11 protein-coding genes are annotated in these 23,023 nt (G+C 50.2%); 6 read left to right on the top strand and 5 right to left on the bottom strand.

Features of this window, described 5'->3' with window-relative positions; all coding sequences use genetic code 11:
* The 5 genes from HPS55_RS07040 to HPS55_RS07020 all read left to right on the top strand — a co-directional run bounded on the left by HPS55_RS07040 (window position 1) and on the right by HPS55_RS07020 (window position 11,898).
* Window positions 1–2,571 (top strand): glycoside hydrolase family 2 protein, encoded by a 2,571-nt coding sequence (locus HPS55_RS07040; protein ID WP_253945826.1) that lies wholly within the window; start codon window positions 1–3, stop codon window positions 2,569–2,571.
* A gap of 48 nt (window positions 2,572–2,619) precedes the next feature.
* Window positions 2,620–5,199, top strand: a complete 2,580-nt coding sequence (locus tag HPS55_RS07035) for a glycosyl hydrolase 115 family protein (protein ID WP_253945825.1) — start codon at window positions 2,620–2,622, stop codon at window positions 5,197–5,199.
* A 142-nt stretch (window positions 5,200–5,341) separates the two neighbouring features.
* Complete coding sequence (locus HPS55_RS07030; RefSeq protein ID WP_172176309.1) at window positions 5,342–7,285, top strand: glycoside hydrolase family 97 protein; 1,944 nt, start codon at window positions 5,342–5,344, stop codon at window positions 7,283–7,285.
* A gap of 17 nt (window positions 7,286–7,302) precedes the next feature.
* Window positions 7,303–9,393, top strand: a complete 2,091-nt coding sequence (locus HPS55_RS07025; RefSeq protein ID WP_172176307.1) for a glycoside hydrolase family 43 protein — start codon at window positions 7,303–7,305, stop codon at window positions 9,391–9,393.
* 30 nt (window positions 9,394–9,423) lie between these two features.
* Window positions 9,424–11,898, top strand: coding sequence for a glycosyl hydrolase family 95 catalytic domain-containing protein (locus HPS55_RS07020; protein WP_216653121.1), 2,475 nt, complete (start codon window positions 9,424–9,426; stop codon window positions 11,896–11,898).
* 238 nt (window positions 11,899–12,136) lie between these two features.
* On the opposite strand, the gene HPS55_RS07015 is transcribed toward HPS55_RS07020, so the two are convergent.
* The 3 genes from HPS55_RS07015 to HPS55_RS07005 form a co-directional block, all read right to left on the bottom strand.
* Complete coding sequence (locus HPS55_RS07015; protein ID WP_172176305.1) at window positions 12,137–14,395, bottom strand: glycoside hydrolase family 31 protein; 2,259 nt, start codon at window positions 14,393–14,395, stop codon at window positions 12,137–12,139.
* Window positions 14,396–14,463: 68 nt separating this feature from the next.
* Window positions 14,464–15,819 carry a glycoside hydrolase family 43 protein gene (locus HPS55_RS07010; RefSeq protein ID WP_172176303.1) on the bottom strand — a complete coding sequence of 452 codons (1,356 nt, stop codon included), beginning with the start codon at window positions 15,817–15,819 and terminating at the stop codon, window positions 14,464–14,466.
* Between the two features lie 39 nt (window positions 15,820–15,858).
* Window positions 15,859–18,546, bottom strand: a complete 2,688-nt coding sequence (locus HPS55_RS07005) for a glycoside hydrolase family 97 catalytic domain-containing protein (RefSeq protein WP_172176301.1) — start codon at window positions 18,544–18,546, stop codon at window positions 15,859–15,861.
* Window positions 18,547–18,885: 339 nt separating this feature from the next.
* Here HPS55_RS07005 and HPS55_RS07000 point away from each other — a divergent pair, with 339 nt between their 5' ends.
* Complete coding sequence (locus HPS55_RS07000) at window positions 18,886–21,372, top strand: glycosyl hydrolase 115 family protein (RefSeq protein WP_216653120.1); 2,487 nt, start codon at window positions 18,886–18,888, stop codon at window positions 21,370–21,372.
* A 106-nt stretch (window positions 21,373–21,478) separates the two neighbouring features.
* Here HPS55_RS07000 and HPS55_RS06995 read toward each other — a convergent pair whose 3' ends face one another.
* Together HPS55_RS06995 and HPS55_RS06990 are read right to left on the bottom strand one after the other, a co-directional pair.
* On the bottom strand, window positions 21,479–21,931 hold the full coding sequence (locus HPS55_RS06995; protein WP_172176299.1) for a YqaA family protein: 453 nt from the start codon (window positions 21,929–21,931) through the stop codon (window positions 21,479–21,481).
* Window positions 21,904–22,842, bottom strand: coding sequence for a hypothetical protein (locus HPS55_RS06990; RefSeq protein WP_172176297.1), 939 nt, complete (start codon window positions 22,840–22,842; stop codon window positions 21,904–21,906). The genes HPS55_RS06995 and HPS55_RS06990 overlap by 28 nt, the downstream gene beginning before the upstream one ends.
* Window positions 22,843–23,023: the final 181 nt, after the last annotated feature.

Raw genomic sequence — 23,023 nt, 5'->3', positions numbered from 1 at the left:
ATGAGGTGGAGATTTTTTGTAGCTTTCCAATTGTTGTTCTTCAGTACGTGTATGGCCGGTCCTATACGCACCGAAGAACCTTTCAACCGCGAATGGCGTTTCCTTTTGGGTGATGCCTCGGGGGCGGAATTAGACGGCTACAATGATTCTGCGTGGCAGCGTGTGGGACTTCCACACACGTTCAGCCTGCCTTATTTCGGTTCAAAGGATTTCTATACCGGTTACGGATGGTACCGTAAGCGGTTCGCTCTTACACGAAAGGACCTGAAGCGCAATGTCTCCATCGAGTTCGACGGAGTGTTTCAGCAGGCTGAGGTGTTCGTCAACGGCCATCGTGCCGGTGGTCATGTCGGAGGATATACCGGTTTTACCATCGATATAACCCCTTACATAATTTTCGGAGACAACGTAATTGCCGTACGTGTCAACAACCTGTGGCAGCCCACCGTGGCTCCGCGTGGCGGCGAGCATACGTTCAGCGGCGGCATATACCGCGGCGTGCGGCTGGTGAAGAAGTCGCCGGTGCACGTGGCGTGGAACGGACTATTTGTCACCACGCCCGATTTGGAGCAGAACGGTGGTAAGTCATCAGCGGTGAATGTGACCGTAGAATTGGTCAACACATCCGCAAGTCTTGCCGATATGCGCGTGGTGGTGGCCGTGGAGGACAGCATCGGACGTATTGTGGCCGAGGCCGGAAGCACCCGTAAGATGGCGGCACGCTCTGCTGATATTGTCACGTTAACCACGCCTCAGGTTGAGTCACCCATGCTGTGGTCGCCCCAAACTCCGGACCTGTATCGCCTGAAGGTGCGACTATATGACGGTAAGAAACTGTGCGATGAGGCATCGGTCGATTTCGGTTTCCGTTGGTTCCGTTGGGACAAGGATCACGGTTTCTTCCTCAACGGCAGCCGGTATTTCTTCCACGGTGCCAATGTGCATCAAGACCATGCCGGATGGGGCGATGCCGTCACCGAAGAGGCTGCACGTCGTGACGTGAGAATGATACGCGAGGCGGGATTCGACATGATTCGCGGCTCGCACTATCCACATTCGCCCGCCTTTGTCGACGAGTGCGACCGGCAGGGCATCCTGTTCTGGTCGGAAGCACCGTTTTGGGGCACCGCCGGCGAGAAGAGGGACGGCTCGTGGACTGCGGGAGCCTATCCCGGCAAGCCCGAGCACGAGGCCGCTTTTGAGGAGAACGCACTGCAGCAGCTCGAAGAGATGATACGCATACACCGCAACCATCCTTCGGTGTTTGTATGGAGCATGTGCAACGAGCCTTTCTTTACCGAGGGCCATACGCTCAAGGGAGTGCACCGCCTGTTGGCACGCATGGTTGAGCGTACCCATCAGCTCGATCCAACACGTAAAGCCGCCATCGGCGGGGCGCAGCGCCCGTTGGGCCAGGACCGTATAGACCTTATCGGTGATGTAGCCGGGTACAATGGCGATGGAGCCAATATTGCCGATTTCCAGCATCCCGACGTGCCCAATGTGGTGTCGGAATACGGCAGCACCTTTGCCGATCGCCCCGGCCGCTACATCCCCGGATGGGGAGACCTTGGACGCGACGAGGGGTGGCGCGGACGCGAGTGGCGTGCCGGACAGGCCATCTGGTGCGGTTTTGACCACGGCAGCATCTTCGGCGAGGCGATGGGCAAGCTGGGCATTGTCGACTACTTCCGCATACCCAAGCGCTCGTGGTACTGGTATCGTAATGAGTATCGCCACATAGTGCCGCCGCAGTGGCCCGCTGAGGGTACGCCCGCACGGGTGGTAGTCACGGCTACGCGCACCGACGGTGTTCGTGCCGACGGTACCGACGATGTTCAGCTAACGGTAACCATAGTCGATGCGGCCGGACGCCATGTTACAGACAGTCCCGACGTCACGCTACGCATAGTATCAGGCCCGGGCGAGTTTCCTACGGGACGCAGCATCACCTTCAGCAGCAAGAGTGACATACGTATACTCGACGGTCAGGCTGCCATGACGTTGAGAGCCTATGAGTCAGGCATCACGGTGGTAGAGGCTGTTTCCGACGGTCTGCAACCTTCAACAGTCTCCATCCGTTTCACGGATGCTCCCGCCTATAAGGAGGGCCGTACGCCGGTGGTGGATGCCCGTCCTTATGTGCGCTATGTAGTTCAGACGGGTGGCAATATGCAGAAATTCGGGCAGGACAATCCCGTGTTTGTATCAACATCAGTATCCGGTCATGCTGCGGGACTGGCTGCCGACGGCAAGGGCGACACCTATTGGCAACCGCTTTCCGGCGACGCCCGCCCCATGATAACTCTCGACACCGAGCGTGGTGTGCGTGCCGCCGAGATACGCGTCAAGGCCGGCGGCGACATCCGTGACCTGCGCATGGAGCTGTCGGACGACAATGAGCGATGGACATTATATGATAATGTGGAAACTACAGCCGGCGGCTATCGTCTGAAACTGTCGCCTGCGGTGAACATGCGTTATGTGCGCCTCACGTTTGCCCCTTCGGACGACATACGTGTTTACGAGATGGAGGTGCGCGGGCGTATCGCCACGGATTCCGCCAAATGACGGTAGGGACGTTGAAACACTCTGATATTTGAAATAAAAACAAAAACTATGAATAAATTGAGGACTTTTGGATTACTGCTTTTGCTGTTTGTAGACATAACGGTGATGGCAGCCGACGATTTCGTGTTGTTCACATCGACCGACGGCTACCGTGCTTTGCCGGTGGAGCGGCTCACCGTAGCCATGGACAAGAACGATGAGCGCGGTGTGGGCATAGCCGCTGAAAACCTTTGCAAGGATTTCGGACGGGTGACGGGCCATGAGGCTCTGCTCACCTACGGCAAGCAGGCCGACATCGTTGCAGGCACCATAGGCAGGAGCCGTGTGGTGGATGCCCTCGTAAGGAAAGGCGTGATAAAGGCCGCTGACTTGAAAGGCAAGTGGGAGAAATATGTTATAGTGGTAAACGACGGACAGATAATTATCGCCGGAAGCGACCGCCGCGGCACCATTTACGGCATTTACGAGCTGTCGAGGCAGATTGGCGTGTCGCCGTGGTATTTCTGGGGCGATGTGCCCACGGTGAGGCGTCAGGCTGTATATGTGAAGCCCGGTGTATATACCGACGGTGAGCCCAAGGTGAAATATCGCGGCATCTTCATCAACGACGAGTGGCCGTCGTTCGGAAGCTGGTGCGGCAACCGTTTCGGCGGCATCAACAGCAAGATGTATGCCACCATGTTCGAGTTGCTGCTGCGCCTAAAGGCCAACTATCTGTGGCCGGCAATGTGGGCCAGCAGTTTCAACGAGGACGACCCGCTCAGTCCGAAAGTTGCCGACGAATATGGCATTGTGATGGGTACGTCGCACCACGAGCCGATGATGCGTGCCCACAAGGAATACACATCGCGCCGTAAGGAGATAGGTCCGTGGAACTATGCCGTTAACAAGGAGCGTGTGGACAAGTTCTTCCGTGAGGGTATGGAGCGCAACCGCCGTTACGACAATCTTGTTACCATAGGCATGCGTGGCGACGGCGACGTGGCCATGGGCAACGGTGACGACGAGGAGAATATGGCTACGCTGACCAAGGTGATAGAGGGCCAGCGCAAGATTATAAAGGATGTATATGGCCGTGAGGATGCCGTGCCGCAGTTGTGGGCCGTCTTCACTGAGGTACAGCGCTACTACGACGCCGGCTTTACCGTGCCCGACGATGTGACGTTGCTGTTTTGCGACAACAACTGGGGATATATCCGCCGCAAGGCACCCGCAAGTGAGCGCAACCGTAAGGGCGGTTTCGGACTTTACTACCACATCGACATGAACGGTGGGCCGTGGAACGACCGTTGGGTGAACACCTCGCCGCTGCCAAAGCTGCGCGAACAGCTGTCACTGGCTTACCAATCGGGCATCGACAGGATATGGATTGTAAATGTGGGCGACCTGAAACCTAAGGAACTGCCTATAGACTTCATCATGAATTACGCGTGGAATCCCGAGGCGATACAGCCCGGCGACGAGTACGGATATGTGCGCTGGTGGGCCGCCGGAATTTTTGGTGCCGGTGTGGCCGACGACGTGGCCGACATACTGGTGAAATATCCAAAGTATAATCTTTGGAGAAAGCCCGAGGTACAGGTGCCGGGACTGTTCAGCGTGGAGAACCACGATGAGGCCAACCGCGTGACAATGCTGTGGCGGCAGTTGGCCGAAAAGGCTGAGGCGGTGAAGCTGCGCATACCTGCCGAAGCACAGGATGCCTACTATCAGCTGGTGTACTATCCGGCGGTGGCATCGGCCTGTGTGGCCGAGATTTATCTTGCCGCCACCCAAAACCGGTATTATGCTGACCGTCTTGATCTGCGGGCCAATGCTTTTGCCGACCGGGCCAAGGAACTGTACCGTAAGGATTCGCTGCTTGCCGGTTATTATAATAAGGTGATGGCCGGTGGCAAGTGGAACGGCATGATGCAGGATAAGCATATCGGTTATACCAAATGGTCGATGCCGGACAGGAACATATTGCCTGAGCTTCATTATGTATCGGAGTCAGAGGCAAAGCCATCGTGTGTGGTGGAATCGAAGCCGACCGACGAGTATTCCATCCCGGCCATACGTTTCTCGCGTAATATCCCTGCCGGTGGTGTAGCGTGGCAGTTGCTGCCCGATTTGGGGCGTGCCGACGGATGTATGGGCATCAACAATACGGTGGCACAGCCGGTGGAATCGGGTAGCGGACCATGTCTGGAATATGATATTGATGTAACCGAATCTGGTAACGTAAAAGTGGCTATAGGCATATTGCCCACACAAGATGTTTGTCCGGAGCGTGGCCTGCGTATTGCCGTGCAGATGGACAATGGCGAGATAACGACGTTGGATGCGCGTCGCGGACTGGTAGATACCTTCGATGAATATACACCGGGAAACCTTGCCCGTACGAAAAAGCTCCGTCCTTTGCCCGCATCAGGAAAGATGGCTCTCAACGGTTATCACCGCCACATGCGTAATGAGGTGTTCGACAACCAGCGCTGGCTTGATGCCACGTTTGCCGTTGGCACTGCCGGCAAGCATACGCTGCGCGTGATTATGGTCGACCCCGAGGTGGTGCTCGAGCGTATTGTAATCAATCCCGATGACAACTGCTATAGCTATTTCGGTGCACCGGAGAGAAAAGACTTTTAGAATGTCCGGATGCTTGTTTTCGGGCAGAGGATAAAATAAGCGGAGCCATTATGCGTTAAAGAAACAAAGGATTCATAGTAATGGACACAATACTTTCATAAAAAACGGAAGACTATAAAAAAACAATTTAAAATTTGAACTGATGAAGAAAAATCTATTGACGTTGGTATTGCTTCTCATAGCCCTGATGGCGGGAGCTGCCGAAAAGAAAGTAAGTAGCCCCGACGGGCGGTTGAACGTTTCTGTCGATATTGACGGCAGTGGACATCCCACATATCGTGTAGATTACGACAATAAGGCGTTCATGCTCGCTTCACCTCTTGGTGTGAACACCAACATGGGCGACTTTACGCAGGGCCTGATGCTGAAGACATCAAAGGAGCAGCGCGTGACTGACAGCTACGAACTGAAGACCATCAAGCAGAGCCACGTGGACTACGAAGCCAACGAGCTGGTGTGTACCTATGAAAAAGACGGCAAGCCGGCCATTGATATTGTTTTCCGTGTGAGCAACCGCGACGTGGCCTACCGCTACAAGGTGTACGAGCAGGGCAAGACACTAAGCTGCATTGTGAAGAACGAGGCTTCGGCATTCCGTATGCCTAAGGGCACCACTACATTCCTGTGTCCGCAGATGCGCCCGATGACGGGTTTTGCCCGCACGGCACCAAGCTATGAGACCAACTATATGCTCGACCAGCCGATGGAGAAGAGCCGCGACGGGATGGGCTACACGTTTCCCTGTCTGTTCAAGACGGCAGCCGACGGCGGATGGATGCTCGTGTCGGAGACGGGCGTGGATGGCAGCTATTGTGCGAGCCGTTTGCTTTCGTCGGGCGACGGTGTGTTCTCCATAGGTTTCCCAATGCCCGAGGAATGCAACGGATGGGGCACAGTGGAGCCTGCCGTAGCTCTGCCTGCATATACCCCGTGGCGCACTATTACCGTGGGCAACACGTTGCAGAACATTGTGGAGTCGACCGTGGCCTACGATCTTGTGCAGCCAAAGTATGAGGCATCGAAGGAATATACCTACGGTAAGGGTACATGGAGTTGGATTATCGGTATGGATGGCAGTTGCAACTATGACGAACAGAAGCGCTATATTGATTTCGCTGCTGCCATGGGCTACCGTTCGGTGCTTATCGACGCTCTTTGGGACAAGCAGATAGGATACAAGCGTATGGAAGAACTGGCACGCTACGGCAAGGAGAAAGGCGTGGGCATCTTCCTGTGGTACAACTCCAACGGAGCATGGAATGATGCTCCCCAAAGTCCTAAGCACAAGATGGACCGTTCGGGAGTACGCTGCAATGAGATGGCATGGATGCAGCGCACGGGCATTCTCGGCATAAAGGTCGACTTCTTCGGAGGTGACAAGCAGAACATGATGCAGCTGTACGAGGACATACTCACCGATGCCAACGACTTCGGATTGCAGGTAATCTTCCACGGATGTACGTTGCCGCGAGGATGGGAGCGTATGTATCCCAACCATGTGTCGAGTGAGGCGGTGCTTGCCAGTGAGAACCTTCATTTCTCTCAGGGTATGTGCGACAATGAGGCACGCAACGGATGCATCCATACGTTTGTACGAAATGCCGTGGGCAGCATGGACTTCGGTGGCTCAACGCTCAACAAATTCTACAAAGCCGACAACCGTTCGGGCTCACGCCGCATGACATCCGATGTTTACGCACTTGCCACTGCTGTGCTCTTCCAAAGTTCGGTTCAGCACTTTGCCATGGCGCCCAACAATCTTACCGATGCTCCGGCATGGGCCATCGACTTCATGAAGCAGGTGCCCACAACATGGGACGAGGTGCGTTTCATCGACGGCTACCCCGGCCGCTTCTCTATCATTGCCCGTCGTCATGGAGATACGTGGTATGTGGCGGGTATCAACGCGCAGGATGAGGCTGTAGAGACTATCGTCACACTGCCTGGCAACCCTGTCAGGAAGACCGTGAAATGCTATGTAGACAACGACCGTCTGGAGGGTTCGCTTACCGATGTGAAGACAGGAAAGAAAGGAACCGTAAAGGTTCGTATACCTAAAAATGGCGGTTGTGTAATTACGTATTAGTCAGATTTACAATTGTTATGAAACTGAAAGTCATAATATCCGTTATCATGTGTTGCGTGTTGGTCAATGCCGTCTCTGCCCAGTCGTGGACGGCTGACAACGGCAACGGAACGTTTACCAACCCTTTGTTCTACGATGAGTTCTCCGATCCGGACATCATTCGTGTGGGTGACGACTTCTATCTTGCCGGAACCACGATGCACAGCATTCCCGGTGTGGTAGTGCTCCATTCCAAGGACCTTGTCAACTGGCGGTTCTGCAGCTATGCCATGGACCGTTTCAATATGGGAGACGAGTTTAAGCTTGAGAATGGGAAAGAGGCTTACGGTCAGGGCATCTGGGCTCCCTGTATCCGTTATCACGACGGAAAATTCTACATTTTCAGCAATATAAACGGTCATGGTATGCAGGTGTTTATTGCCGACAAGGCCGAAGGACCGTGGAAGCACATCAATATGGGTGGCAATATATATGATCTATCCGTGCTGTTTGATGATGACGGAAAGATTTATGCCATTCATAAATATGGTGCGGTGCGCATGACAGAGATAAAGTCCGATTTCAGCGGTTTTGTCGATGACAGCGAACGTGTTATTATTCCGGCCGGAAATGCCATGGGCGAAGGACATCATGTATATAAGATTAAGGGAAAATACTATATTCTCAGTGCTGATTATTCGCCGATGGGGCGTATGCAGTGTGCTCGTGCCGACAGGATCGAAGGGCCATACGAGACGTGTACCGTCAGTATGATGGAGACTTACGGTGTGCCGACAGGGCATCTTGTACGCAATGTCGGTCTTGGCTCTAAAGTACCGGAGTCGGGCTTTGACTTCCGTATTTCCGATGGTGGAGGCAATTATATGGGCTGTGCCACAATACATCAGGGTGGAATTGTAGATACACCTGACGGAGAGTGGTGGGGACTGTCGATGCAGGATTTCCGTTCTGTTGGCCGCACTACGTGTCTGTCTCCCATAACGTGGAAAGACGGATGGCCCTATTTCGGTATTTCCGGCAATCTCGGACGGTCACCCAAGACATGGTTCAAGCCGGCGGTGTCTGCCACTGTTGAACCGCATGCCCCCTATGACCGTTCGGACAACTTCAACGGAAAAACTCTCAAACCGGTGTGGCAGTGGAATCATGAGCCGGTGGACGGGAAGTGGAAACTTGCAGGAGGCAGATTGCGTATTACCGCTCTGCCTGCCAAGGACTTTCTTTGGGCAAGAAACACTCTGACGCAACGTGGAATAGGTCCCGTGTCGGTGACCACTGTCACTCTCGATGCCTCCAGGCTGAAGGATGGCGACATTGCCGGTTTGGGACTTGTCAACATGCCTGCCGCATGGCTCGGTGTCGTGAAAGACGGCAAGCGTCTTGTGTTGCGTCGGCACAGTCAGGCTGGCAACAAAACCGAGGAGGCACCGGCCGCAGCCATGATATGGCTCCGTATGACGGGCGATTTCGACCGTGATATAGCCCGGTTCTCTTACAGTCTTGACGGCAGACAATTCGTTGATATCGGCGATGAGATGCTTATGCCTTATCAGTTGAAGACATTCCAAGGCACACGTCTCGGATTGTTTGCCTATAATATGAAAGGACATGAGGGAGGTTATGCCGAGTTCGACGACTACACCGTGCAGGAACCGATGGCCGATCGGTGCGGAAATCTGCCTGCTGGCAAGGTTATCACATTGACCAATCTGGCCGATGGCTCGCGGGCGTTGGTCCACAAGCAGGGCATGCTTCACTTCTGTGGCAAGGGGGCGCGTGAGTATGAAGGCAGTGAATGCAAGTTTCGTGTACATGACCGTGGTCGTGGACGTATTGTTTTGGAGGCCGTCGACGGTCGGGGATTTCTTACCGTCGTTGGCGAAGGACTTTCGGCCGATGTTCGTTTCCTTAAGCGAGAGTCCGAGGCTTCGCTGCTGATGTGGCAGGATATGCTCTATCATCAGTGCATGCTGTTGTCTTTGAAGACGGGGCGTTACATAGGTATCACACCTGAAACCGGTGCTCCATACAGTGCCGACCATGCCGGAGCGTTGCCAAACCGCCGGAACGGTGTTGTGTTCGAATGGGCTGAAACGGATGGAGAATAAATTTTAAAATAAAAATCAATACATCTACTGATGATACAAAGAATTATCGTTACGTTTTTACTGCCATGGCTCGCTGGCATTGTTCTTACTGTGGATGCTCAGAAACTGTGGTATGGCCGGCCGGCTTCGATGTGGCTTGAGGCACTCCCGGTAGGCAACGGACATGTGGGCGGTATGGTCTACGGCAATCCGGATTGTGAGCGGATAGACCTTAACGAAGGTACTTTCTGGTCGGGAGGACCGCATAATAATAACAGTCATGAGGCTCTTGGACATCTTGCCGAAGTTCGGAAATTGATATTCGAAGGTAAGGAAAGGGAGGCTCACAAACTCATAGACAGCCACTTCGTGAAAGGTCCGCACGGCATGCGTTTTCTGCCGTTGGGCAGTCTGAAGATGGATTTCGGCAAAGGTGAGACAACGGGTTATTACCGTGATCTCGATCTTGCTACCGCCACTGCCACTGTTACCTATCGGCGCAACGGGGTGAATTATCGGCGCACAGTGTTTGCTTCGCAAGCCGACAATGTGATGGTTGTCCGTATTGAAACCGACCGGAAAGGCGCACTTTCATTTGATATGACATTTGACAGTCAGCTTGAGCATAGTATGCTTGGTACGGAAAAAGAAGGTGATGTCGCCGTTATGCGCACACGGGTAAAAGGCACCGACCATGAAGGTATAGTGTCGAAGTTGGATGCCGAATGTGCCGTTAAGGTTATGGCCGATGGCCTTGTGGCAGTCACGGAGAAAGGTATAAGGGTGGCTGACGCCAAAACGGCCACGGTAGTGCTCACCGCCGCAACCAATTATGTGAACTATCATGATGTGAGCGGCAATGCCGCAGAACGTAACGGCAGCGTCATAGGTGCTGTAAAGAATAAAAGTTATAAGCAGCTGTTGAAAGAACACATTTCAAAGTATAAGGAGCAGTACAATCGTGTTAGCCTCAGCTTGCCCAAGTCGGAAAACTCCGATTTGGAGACGGACAAGCGGTTGGCTGCTTTCAAGGGCGGCAGCGATATGGATATGGTGGCTCTGATGTTCCAGTATGGCCGTTATCTGCTCATATCTTCTTCGCAACCGGGAGGTCAGCCGGCCAATCTGCAAGGTATATGGAACGACAAGCGGAATGCCTCGTGGGACAGCAAGTACACCATCAACATCAATACCGAGATGAACTACTGGGTAGCCGACGCGGGCAATATCGGCGAGACTCAGCAGCCGCTTTTCGACATGATAACCGATCTGAGTCATACTGGTGCTGTCACTGCGCGCGACATGTACGGTTGTGGTGGCTGGATGGCACATCATAACACTGACCTTTGGCGCATTGCCGGACCGGTAGACGGTGCCACATGGGGTATGTTCCCCAACGGCGGTGCCTGGCTTGCAACACATCTGTGGCAGCACTATCTATATACGGGCGACCTTGATTTTTTGAAGAAATACTATCCTATAATCAAGGGCACGGCCGATTTCTACCTCGACTATATGCAGACACATCCGCAGTACGGATGGCTCGTAGTGGTTCCGTCGGTATCTCCCGAACATGGACCTGTAGGCAAGGGAACACCTGTAACCGCAGGCTGTACAATGGACAATCAGATAGCTTTCGACGCTCTTAGCAATACTCTTCATGCCGCTGAGGCACTTGGTGTGGATGAGGCCTACCGTGAGCGGCTCAAGACGGCCGTCAGACAGTTACCCCCTATGCAGATAGGACGTCACGGACAGTTGCAGGAGTGGCTTCAGGATGGCGACGACCCGCGCAGTGACCACCGGCATATTTCTCATCTTTATGGTCTGTATCCTTCCAATCAATTGTCGCCATACAGCCATCCCGAACTGTTTGCCGCAGCGGCCAATACGTTGCGGCAGCGCGGTGACCATGCCACGGGGTGGAGTTTGGGATGGAAAATAAACTTTTGGGCGCGTATGCTTGATGGTGATCATGCGATGAAGATATTGTCAAATATGCTTACCCTGTTGCCTACAGAGGGCAATACTAAGGATAATCGTGACGGGCGTACATATCCTAATCTCTTTGATGCTCATCCGCCTTTCCAAATTGACGGCAATTTCGGTTGTGCTGCCGGCGTTGCGGAAATACTGCTCCAAAGTCATGACGGTGCAGTACACTTGTTGCCGGCACTTCCGTCGGCGTGGAGTGATGGGGAAGTGAAGGGACTGCGTGCCCGTGGAGGTTTTGTGGTGGATATGGCATGGAGCGGAGGTTCGCTCACCGAGGCCACTGTCATGTCTACTGTGGGCGGTGTGTTGCGCCTTCGCTCATACGTTCCGCTTAAAGGTTTGACCCCTGCTTCAGGTCCGTGTCCCAACGCCTTGTATGCGCCTGCCGACATACAACGTCCGATTGTTTCTAATGAATGCAAGGTTGAACTGACCACGGCATCGGCCAACCGACCAATCTATGAGTACGATATACCTACAGTGAAAGGGAGGCGATACAAGATAAGAGCTGAAAAGCTAATGTCGCATTAACGTATGTTGCCGAGATAAAGAACCGCTGTTTTCGTGCTAAAGGCCGAAAACAGCGGTTTTTTTAATAAAATGGAAAATTCTGATTATCAATGTTTTACTTTTGAGTGATATATTATATGTTGGCAGAAGGACAGTGTTATTGTGTTCATATTCATGCCCGTTTTCTCGCCATGGCAGAGTTTGAGCAAGCTCACTCTGCTCATTTGGCATAACGAAAACGTTCGTCACCAAATGCGGTTTAGTCTGAGGCAGGGGTGATTATTTGAGTTCTCATTTTAATGTATTTCCCGTTCACCTTCAGTTTCTTTCTTTTGTCGTTCCATGTGAGCGTTGTCAGATTGTAGTCACCTTTTTCAAAGTCATATCCGTCGCCGGCATCCCTATAAAGTGTGAATGAGGCATCTGCTCCTGGATAGATCCAAACGGTAATAGGCTTGCCTGTCTGTGCGGCGGAGTATTCTACTATATCCGATGTTGGGATAATGCTTCCCGCCTTTACATATAGAGGCAGACGGTCTATCGGTGTTTCCACTTCTATCCATTGTCCTCCGTCATATAGCTTGTTGGTCCAATAGTCAATCCAACGGTTGCCTTTGGGCAGATAGACTTTGCGTGCTGTTGTTTCCGAAGCCGGGCGGGTGACGGGGCATACAAGAAACGAACCGAATAAAAATTCGTCCTTAATGTCGTATACAGTCTCATCATACGGATAGTCGAAAGCAAGCATACGCGTCATGGAATAACTGTTCATTGTTTGTTGGGCGGCCATGCTGTATATATAAGGAAGGAGCGTGTATCTGAGGTTTATCATGCTGAGTATGGCATCATAGTAAGGTGTGCCCGGCTCGCCAAACTGCCAGATTTCGCGTGGAGTATCGCTACCATGGCTGCGCAACATGGGCAGGAATGTGGCCCATTGGAACATTCGGGTGTAGTATTCCTTATAAGCATCGTCATTCACTCCTTGCTGAAACTCACCGGTATAGAACCATCGGCGTCCGTCGTTGCGCACGAAGAAAGAACCAACATCGACCGTCCAGTAGGGATTGCCTGTAGCCATGTAGTTCAGTCCGGCCGGAATCTGTTGTCGGAACGATTTCCAGGAGGCATGTGTATCACCATTCCATACAACGGTAGCGTAGCGTTGCTGCCCTGCATAACCGCTGCGGGTGAGGTTGAGTACCCGTTTGCTCTCGTTCGTGAGCCGTTGGTTTTCATACAGTCCGCGAGAGTGATAGAGTGAATAGAGATTGGAGCGCTCCGCACCAAGGGCCTCGCTAAGTATGTCCTTGTTCAGATGCCAACGGCGCTCGTGGTTGTCCCATCCGTAGGGGTTGCCGTCAAGCGGTTCGGGTATCTTGTTCCAGTCACCATCAAGTGGCTCGCTGCTGTCACACCACCAGGCGTCGAATCCGTTGGAGAAAAACTCGTCATTTGCATATTTCCAATACAGTCTGCGTGCTTCGGGAGAGAAAGCGTCGTATATAGAATGTTCAAGCATGTATCCGTGTGTGCGGAAGTCTTTTTCTTCAGGACAGTATTGTGGATTAGGCCATATGCTTACCATAAGTTTGGCATTCATGGCATGTATGGAATCGGCAAGTGCCTTTGGGTCGGGATAATGCTTGCGGTTCATCTTCATATATCCCCATCCTTCGGGCCAATAGTTCCAATCCTGCACAATCATGTCTATCGGAACATGTCTGCGGCGATATTCACGCAGAGTATTTATAAGGTCTTCTGACGACACATATCGCTCTTTCGATTGTATATATCCGAAAGCATATAGCGGAAGGAGTTGCACTTTACCGGTGAGATGATGGTATCCGGCTACCACGTCGCCCATTTTTTCTCCTCTGATAAAGTAGTAGTCGAGTTGTTTTGCAGCTTCCATCTGCATAGTGAAACTGCTGTTGTCCGACGAATACTTCATGGCACATCCCGAATCGAACAAAAGTCCGTATCCTTGTGGCGACAGCAATACGGGGACCGTTACTTTCAGATTGTGCTGTGTGAGATAGATTGTCTTGCCAAGAAGATTCATATAGTCTTCCATATGAGCCCCCAGGCCATATAATGCTTTTGTACCTTCGCATGAAAACCGGGATATATACCGTGTGCTTATTCCCATGGTGTCGCGACGGATAATGTCTTTCACGGTCACCATCCCATTGGCTGTCTCTTCCATGTGGGCTGTATTTTCGTCATATATGATGCGTTCTTGCACTACGGGTTCGGTAATTCTGCTTGTTTCCTTCAGTAATATCTTTCCCGTGCGACGGTCGACAAATGATATAGCGTCCGTAGTTTTGTCTATCTTTACAATAAGGTCGGTGGAGAAGAGGATGCGATATCCCGCCTCGTTCTTCTCCTTCACCTTGACATTTTGTGTTTTATAAACACATATACCGGTATTGTTGCCTTTTAAATCTCCATTATCCGCCCATTGAACTCTTACTATGGAAGGGGTGATGAACTCTACTTCCAAAGCAGACATTTTGGTTGAAAGGCATAATAGAAGGGTTATGGCTACAAACGTATGTTTAATCATCCGGTGTTTGCTCTTTATTTTACCTCCCACCAATCAAAATTGAAGAGGTTACGTTTTTGTTTGTTGCTCCCCTTGAATACGAAATATAGATCGTGCACTCCATTGCATTTTTTGAGACCGGTAGTGAACTCGCGATACTTGAATTTGGTATTTGGCACGTCTATAATGCCTGCAATCCAACCGTCTACAGAATCGAGACGAATCTCTATCTTTCCTCCATAGAGATGGGCGGAGCATGATGCGGTAAGACTGGAAGCACCTTTGCCGAAGTCTACGCCACGTACGAGGATATACTCGCCGTCGTCAATATCGGTGACGAAGAGAGTGGAATTCCACGGACCAGACGGATTCTCACGGGTTGTCTTAAGACCATATCCCCATGCCATAGTTTCTGCTTCGACGCGGCGATATGGGTTGAATGTGCCAACCTGATTCAGTGTACAGTCCTGAAAATAAGGCAACTGTCGGATTGTCCCGTCAGCATTGTATGTCATTTCAGCAGCCGATACGGAACGGCGCTCTGCATGGCGGCTTGTCTCTAAACGGAATATGTCGTAGTTAAGTCCGAAGCAATATGACTTGTCTTTATAGTCTATGATGCCGGGATGATTTCCACGGGTACGTGGAGTGTGGTCCATGATGTGGCCCTTATACTCCCACGGACCTGTGGGCGACTTGCTCATGGCATAGCCTATGCCTTCGGGACAACATGTTGATGCGAAGGCGAGATAATAGTTTTTCTCGCCGCGTGCGTTTTTTTTGGCCCAGAACCAAGGGCCTTCCTGATAATCCTTTATATGCGCCATCTGCATTATTTCGCCTTGGGTGGATATCATATCCTCGTTCAGTTTTATGCAATATGCATGAGGATTGCCCCAGTACATATATGCCTGGCCGTCGTCGTCGATAAATACGGATGGGTCAATGTCGTACCAATGTTCTTTTTGCCATACCAATGGTTTGCCGAGCGGGTCTTTGAATGGTCCGAAAGGCGAATCGGCCACGAGAACACCGATGCCGTGTCCGTGGATGGGGCAGTACATGTACCATTTGCCGTTACGCTCAACCACGCATTCGGCCCATGCTCCGTTGTCACCTTTATACCATTTAAAGTCTTTAAGCGATGCCACCGCTCCATGGTCCTGCCAGTTTACCATGTCAGTGGAAGTATACAGTAACCAGTCTTTCATGGCAAAGCCTTCGGCATTGTCCTCATCGTGAGTGGTATACAGATAGACGGTGTCGCCATGCACGTAGGGTGCGGGGTCGGCGGTATATTTGGTCTGTATCAATGGCATGTTGATTGTTTCCTGTGCCGCTGACGTCATTCCGACGGCAATGGCAAATGCTGATGTTAGAAATTTCTTCATAATGTCAATTTTTTAGGTATTGTCTTTTTGTTATCGTTTTTAATTATTTGCTATTATAACAAATCCTCCGCGCTCTTTACATCTTATTTTATTTGGAATATGTCCCTTTGCCGTCTTTATGCTCCATGGCTTGCCATCGGCAAAAATGGTGTATCGGCCTTTGGGCAGGAAAGAAATGTCGAAAGTGAGAGTCTGCGGTTCGTCCTTGCCGTTGATACCGGCAATGTACCATGTTGTTCCGTTGCGGCGTGCCATTACAACCGACTCGCCCGGATATCCGGAGAGCAGGCGGGTCTCGTCCCATACCGTTGGAATGGAGCTCATAAACTTCTTTACCGGTTCGGGTTGTATCAGATAGCTCTCGGGTTTGTCGGCCCAATGTAATAAAGGTGATTCGAAAATCACCGGAAGTGCCAATTCATGGGCATTTGACGTGATGTGGGGATGTTGCGAGTCGGAGAATGTGCAGGGGGTATAGTCCATAGGACCTATGACGTTGCGTGTGAAAGGTAATGTCGCATTATGTGCCGCTGCCTTTTGGGTCAGTGTAGCATTGTTATTGTACCATTCCGCTCCATAAACAGCTTCTACTGACATAAGGTTGGGATATGTGCGCTGCCATCCTCGTGGTATGGTGGCACCATGGAAATTGACCATCAGTTGATGACGTGCGGCACACTCCAAAAGGTCTATGCAGTATTCCATTGTCTCTTGTTTGTCACCGGCAAAGAAATCAATCTTGACTCCGGCGACTCCCATTTGTTCGAGCCATGCAAATTCACGTTCGCGGTTTTCGGGAGCATTCAGTCTGTTGTGTGGTCCGGGAGCTCCCCATGCCTTTATCCATGCCGTTGAAGAGTTGTACCACAACAATGGCTTTACACCTTTTTCAATGGCATAACGGATGGCATCTTCCACGTTGCCGCCATTTTTCATTTCGTCCCATTCTGCATCAATCAGTACGTACGGCCACTTCATTTCCACGGCCATGTCTACATACTTTTTAACTATCTGATAGTCATTGGAACCATGGTTGTATGCCCAGTATATCCACGATACGCTGCCTGGTTTTATCCATGACACATCACCTATGCGGTTGGGAGCACTCACATCGGTGACCAGTGTAGAAGTCACGACATTTTGCAAGTTTCCAACGATGATTACACGCCATGGTGAAATCCATTGTCCTGTAGAGTTTTGCCGGTTTTCGTCCATTACTATTCTGTATTCGTCTTTTCTGCGGTCATTGAAAAGTGACGATGCGCTGTTCTGTCTTTCTATACCGGCCTCTGTAATCAGGGCATATACATTGTTCGAAGTCTGTATAAGAGCGGGATATCCCCAGCGTTTGTTCTTTGACTCACCTGTTGTTGCCGGTGGGAAGAATTCTTCGTATGGCTCTGTCCATTTCTGCATCCAGCGTTTCGTTCCCTCGGGTATGATATACGTTGTCAGTTCTTCCGTGGCGTGTGTGTGCTGCAGGTTGTCAAGAATATATCGGAATGCTACGCCGTCGTTGTATACTCTGACCTGCAACTTCATGGTGCGGCCTATGTTATCCACATAATTATATATTACCTCGTTTGCTTCGTTTGAACAGATAGAGCATTTTCCACCGGGCATACGGTAAGTGTCTTTTAGTGGTTGTGGGGCAGTTCTGTCATAGAGTTCGATGCCTTTGCCTCCTCCGTCTTTGGTGAGCATGCCTATTGTCGGAATGTTCAAGACGTCAGAAATTCTGTTGCCTTCGGTATATGTGATGGTAAAACTGTCAGAATTCTCTTTCCATTGCACTTTTCCGTCAGGAGACGATATTTGTGGCGTGGTGACAGACAAGGCTTGTCTACGGAAGAAATTAACCATGCGGCGGAATGTGTCTTTGTTGAAAGTCACGGGCCCGTGGTTTCCGCCGGATACGGTAATAAAGTCTTTCAGACGCCCTTTCTCTTTCAGTGCCTTGGCGAAATACTCACTTTGACAATATGGTACTACAGGATCAGCATCACCGTGAATGACGAGAAACATCGGGTCGTTGCTGTCAATGTACGACATCGGATTCATGGCCCTTACCATATCCGGGTTATCGGCCGATGGTCCGCCTATAAGCACAGCCTCCGGTGAATTGCCGTCCTTGAATGTCTCGCAACGTTCCATACGGCTCATATCGATGGGACCGAACCAGTCTACCACAGCATCCACATTACTATTTTCCTTGGTGAAATTGCCGAGGTTGCCCTCTATGTCAACTTCTATTCCACCGAATCTGGCAGTTTTCACTCCGTTGGTGGTGCCGGCTAATGACGACAGATGGCCTCCGGAAGAATATCCTGTTATTCCGATGAATGACGTGTCGAGACCGTATTTGGCCGCGTTGCCCCTCACATAGCGGATTGCGGCTTTAACATCGTTTATCTGTGACGGAAATTTTGCTTCGGTGCTTGCCCTGTGGTTTATGCTAACCACGGCAAAGCCTCCGTCGTTAAGAGTCTTTCCGAGAGATTTGTAGGCGTCATTTTTGGAATTGTTGCTGAACCATGCGCTACCATATATCAGTATTATTACTTTGTGTGTAGGTAGCCCGTCGTCGGGTACATAAATGTCCATCCTGTGTCCCGCAATGCTGTCACCGACATAGTCTATGTCTTTCCATTCCTTTGTCTTTGTTGCGGCTGTTGCCGTTAATGTTATCAGCACGGATAATAGTGCTGAGATTATTCTTGTTTTCATATTATTAATTTTTCATTGTTTGTATTATTATAAATATTATGGTTGGATATCCTCTTTGGATTCTGTTCCCAGTTTTCTTGTCATTTTCGTTTTCTCACTATGGTAAATCATAACAAGTTCACCACGTCCATTTTGCTTTATGCAAATATAATAATGCAAATTTAGCATAAAAAAAACATTTGACTTATTGTAAATGTAACATATTGTTTTTGTATCATAATATAAGTGTATAGAAAACAATGTGAGACGAAAAGAAAACCCAAGTGGGAACTTTTTATTTATCTTTGTGAAATATAACTAAAAACTTATTTTGATTATTGTTGAAAATATAAACAGATTATGAACAAATTTATTCTTCTCGTCAATGTACTGTGGCTGTTGGGCATGCTATGTCCTTTGTCCGCTGCAGAATCTTTTGTGACTTTCTCAGCAGGGAAAGGCGCTTTGTGTATTACCGAATCAAATATATCGTTCGATAAAAGCGATTATCCGGGTGTTATTACGGCAATCGGACATTTGCAGGACGACTTTGAGCGAGTGACCGGCCGACGTCCTTCTGTAAACGGTTCAGGCACGGACATACTTATAGGAACAGTTGGTAAGAACAAGGCTGTCGACCGACTGCTGAAAAAAGGGTTTCTTCCAGACTTGAAGGGTAAGTGTGAGAAATACATAATAACAACTGTTGACGGCCGTCTTGTCGTTGCCGGCAGTGACAAGCGTGGTACCATCTATGGCATTTACGAGCTGTCGAGACAGATGGGAGTGTCACCGTGGTATTATTGGGCCGATGTGCCGGTTGTCCGTCGCGATGCGGTGTACGCACTTCCGGGCTTATATACCGACGGCGAACCGAAAGTGCGATATCGTGGATTGTTTCTCAACGACGAGGCTCCCTGTCTGACAGGGTGGGCCGGCAAGACGTTCGGCGGGTTCAACCATAAGTTTTATGAAAAGGTGTTTGAATTGATTCTCCGCATGAAGGGCAACTTCATTTGGCCGGCAATGTGGGGAAGTGCATTCTATGATGACGATCCGGAGAACGGGCCTACTGCCGACAGGATGGGCGTGATGGTAGGACTTTCGCATCATGAGCCGATGAGTAGGTCTCAGGCCGAATGGCACCGTACTGATGGAAGTAAGGTGTGGGACTATACCAAGAATAAAGAGAAACTTCAGGAGTTCTGGGCCGGTGGTGTGCGCCGCAACAGGAATACCGAAGATGTTGTTACGGTGGGAATGCGTGGTGATGGTGATGAGGCCATGAGCGACGAGACCAATGTCGAGTTGTTGCAGCGTATCGTGGACGATCAGCGTGCCATCATTGCCCGCGAACGTAAGTGCAAAGCAGAGGATGTGCCTCAGGTGTGGGCTCTTTATAAGGAAGTGCAGGATTATTACCGTCATGGTATGCGTGTGCCAGACGATGTGACATTGTTGCTTTGTGACAACAATTGGGGCAGTCTGCGCATGCTGCCTTCGCCCGACGAACCAAAACGCAAGGGCGGATACGGCATATATTACCACTATGATTATGTGGGCGGTCCACGCTGCTACCGGTGGATGAATGTAAGTCAGATACAGCGTGTGTGGGCAGATATGAACATGGCCTATGAAAATGGTGTGGACCGTTTGTGGATTGTCAATGTTGGCGATTTGAAGCCTATGGAGTTTCCAACACAGTTCTGGTTTGACATGGCGTGGAATCCGGAGCGTTTCAATGCCGGTAATCTTTATGAGTATACCGTTGATTACTGTCGTGCCACTTTTGGTGAGCGTTATGCAGGAGAGGCGGCCCGTCTTCTCAATCTTGCCTGTAAGTATGCCCATCGCCGTACGCCGGAAATGATGAACCATTTGCCTTACAGTGTTGTCAATTATGACGAGTTCCGTCGTGTTACCGCCGATTATAACAGTCTTGAGGCAGATGCCGAACGTTTGTATCAATTGTTAGAACCGGAATATCGCGACGCTTTCATGCAGATAGTACGTTATCCGGCTATGGCTATGGCCAATCTCTACCGAATGTATTATTCTGCCGCCACAGGAGACAGCGTGGCTACCCGTCATTGGTTTGACCGAGATGCAGCTTTGACGAAATATTACAATGATACGCTTTGTGGAGGAAAATGGAAGCATCTGATGGATCAGACTCATATCAGCTATACTTCGTGGGCTTCTCCTAAGAAAGATGTCATGCCAGAGATTAAGTCAGTGACACCAACTGCCTGTCATTCTGGAAAATGTTCTGGCACGGTTTGCTGTGACAAATGGATGAGGGGAGTTGTGTCCATTGAGGCTCCTCATTATTATGATGCAAAGGCAGCCGACGGATTGGCATGGACATTCATACCTGATTATGGAAAGACGTTGGGTGCACTTACCCTCTTGCCTACCAACAGACGGGTGGAAGGTTCCGAAGTGACCTATCGTTTCCGTGCCGACGGCGACTACAGCACAGCCACGCTTCATTGTCTTTTTGCTCCAATGCTCGACTATACCGGTGGCGATGGCATTTGGTATGAAGTTTCGGTGGATGGCGGCATTCCGCAGAAAGTGGATCTTCTTGCCAGTGCCATGTCCGACCGTGAACGGGACCGGTTGCTTCGCAATATGCCAGAAGGGCATTTCGACCAAAATCGTATCATCGACTCCCGCACAGTGTTGACAGCAACGTTTAAAAAGGGACATGAGCATACCATTACATTACGGCCTCTTTCCCGTGGCATCTTGCTTGAAAAGTTCATCATTGATTTCGGAGGGATGAAACCTTCTTATCTCGGTACGCCCGAGACTCCGTTCGCCATAATCAGGAGTAACAATTAAACAGGTCCTATTTATAGTATTGTGTGTCAAAATGCAAATATTATACGGAGCAGTGGTATATTTGCATTTTGGCACACTTTTTTGTATAATACGGAGTATGTGGAGCTCATATCATGAAACTTGCACCGTATACGAGCAGTATATATCGGAGCAACTTGCCGGTGGTAATACTTATAAATGATATTGGGATATTTGAGCGCATCAGTCCGAGAGCAATGGTGATGGCGCTGCCGAGCAATGGAAGGAAGGCGAAGAAGCCCATCCATGCTCCATGGCCTGCCATGAAGCGCATGGCGCGGTCAAGGTCTTTCTTCTTCACATGGAGATACTTTTCTATCCATTCCGTTTTTCCCATTCTTCCTACACCGTAATTCAGCATACCGCCGAGTACATTGCCGATGGTGCCGTAAATGATTAGCCCCCAAGGGTCAAGACCGGCAGCCTGCAGGGCCACCATGACGGCCTCGCTGCTGAACGGAAGGAAACTGCCGGCAAGAAATGCGGCCAGCAACATGCCCCAGTAGCCGTAATCTATAAGAATGCCGATGATGAAATCCATAAGTTATATGCAGTGAGAAGCAGTGCCGATATGGTTATTATGCAAAATGAGATGTTGGTGACTCGTGTGTGTGTAAGGGCGATGAAGTGAGCTATAAGGGGACTGGTGTTGATTACAATCATGCGCATCAGAAAATCATAGTGCTGTGGCTGTGCGATGAGATATGATGTCGACAGTATGTTCATGACAATGAAACAGTTGTATAGCATCCTGATTCGTATCTTGTCGTTGAAACTCGTGCGCAGATAGTGTATCGTGCCGGTTGTGGCTGTTATGATTACAAAGACAAATGTCACCATTTGTTGCAATGTAATCTGTGTGTAGTCGTATGGGAACTGCAAGTCGGTCAACTGCAAAAAGTGCTGGACCGGCAGCGAGAAGTCTTCAAGATAGATGAAGTATACGGAAGCAAACCAGTAGGGAGTTATAAGTCCGATGACAGAAGCAAGAAAAGAACGCCATCCGAATGATTGCAGATAGAACGCCATGAGCAACCATACAGCCGGTACGTAGAATAAGGTATGTACGTAAAACATACTTGCCAGTCCGAGACAGATGAATGCGTAGAAAGTGCGTCCTGCGGCCTGACGGTCCTGATAGCATCGGAAGAGCATGATGTAGGATGCAATGACGCACAGTTCGGCAATAGCCTGACTGATGGAACAGAACAGAAAACACATCGCTGATGATAGGATGATGAACGAGCACGACACCATACGGCTGTATATGCGTATCAGTGCATTGCTGTTGTTCAACTCTATCATGAGATAAGTGGATATGGCAAAACATGCCAACTGTATCCACCATTGTTCGTGAAATAGTCCGGCTGCCGCCCATGTCCCCATGCCGTATGTTGCCACGACGGGCAATGTCAGTCTGCTTTCGGAAATGACGTTTTGTACTCTCTTCATAAATTTTATAATTGAGAATTGAAAGTTGAGAATAATTGAGAATTGAGAATTGAAAGTTGAGAATTATGATATGCTGCATAAAGTGTTCGCTTATGTTGTGTGGAAGTCTTGAAGCATATCATAATTCTCAACTTTCAATTCTCAATTCTCAATTATTCTCAATTCTCAACTTTCAATTTTA

This window comes from Xylanibacter rodentium (assembly GCF_013166575.1).
GTDB lineage: Bacteria > Bacteroidota > Bacteroidia > Bacteroidales > Bacteroidaceae > Prevotella > Prevotella rodentium.
This window is presented reverse-complemented; position numbering and strand designations above follow the sequence as displayed.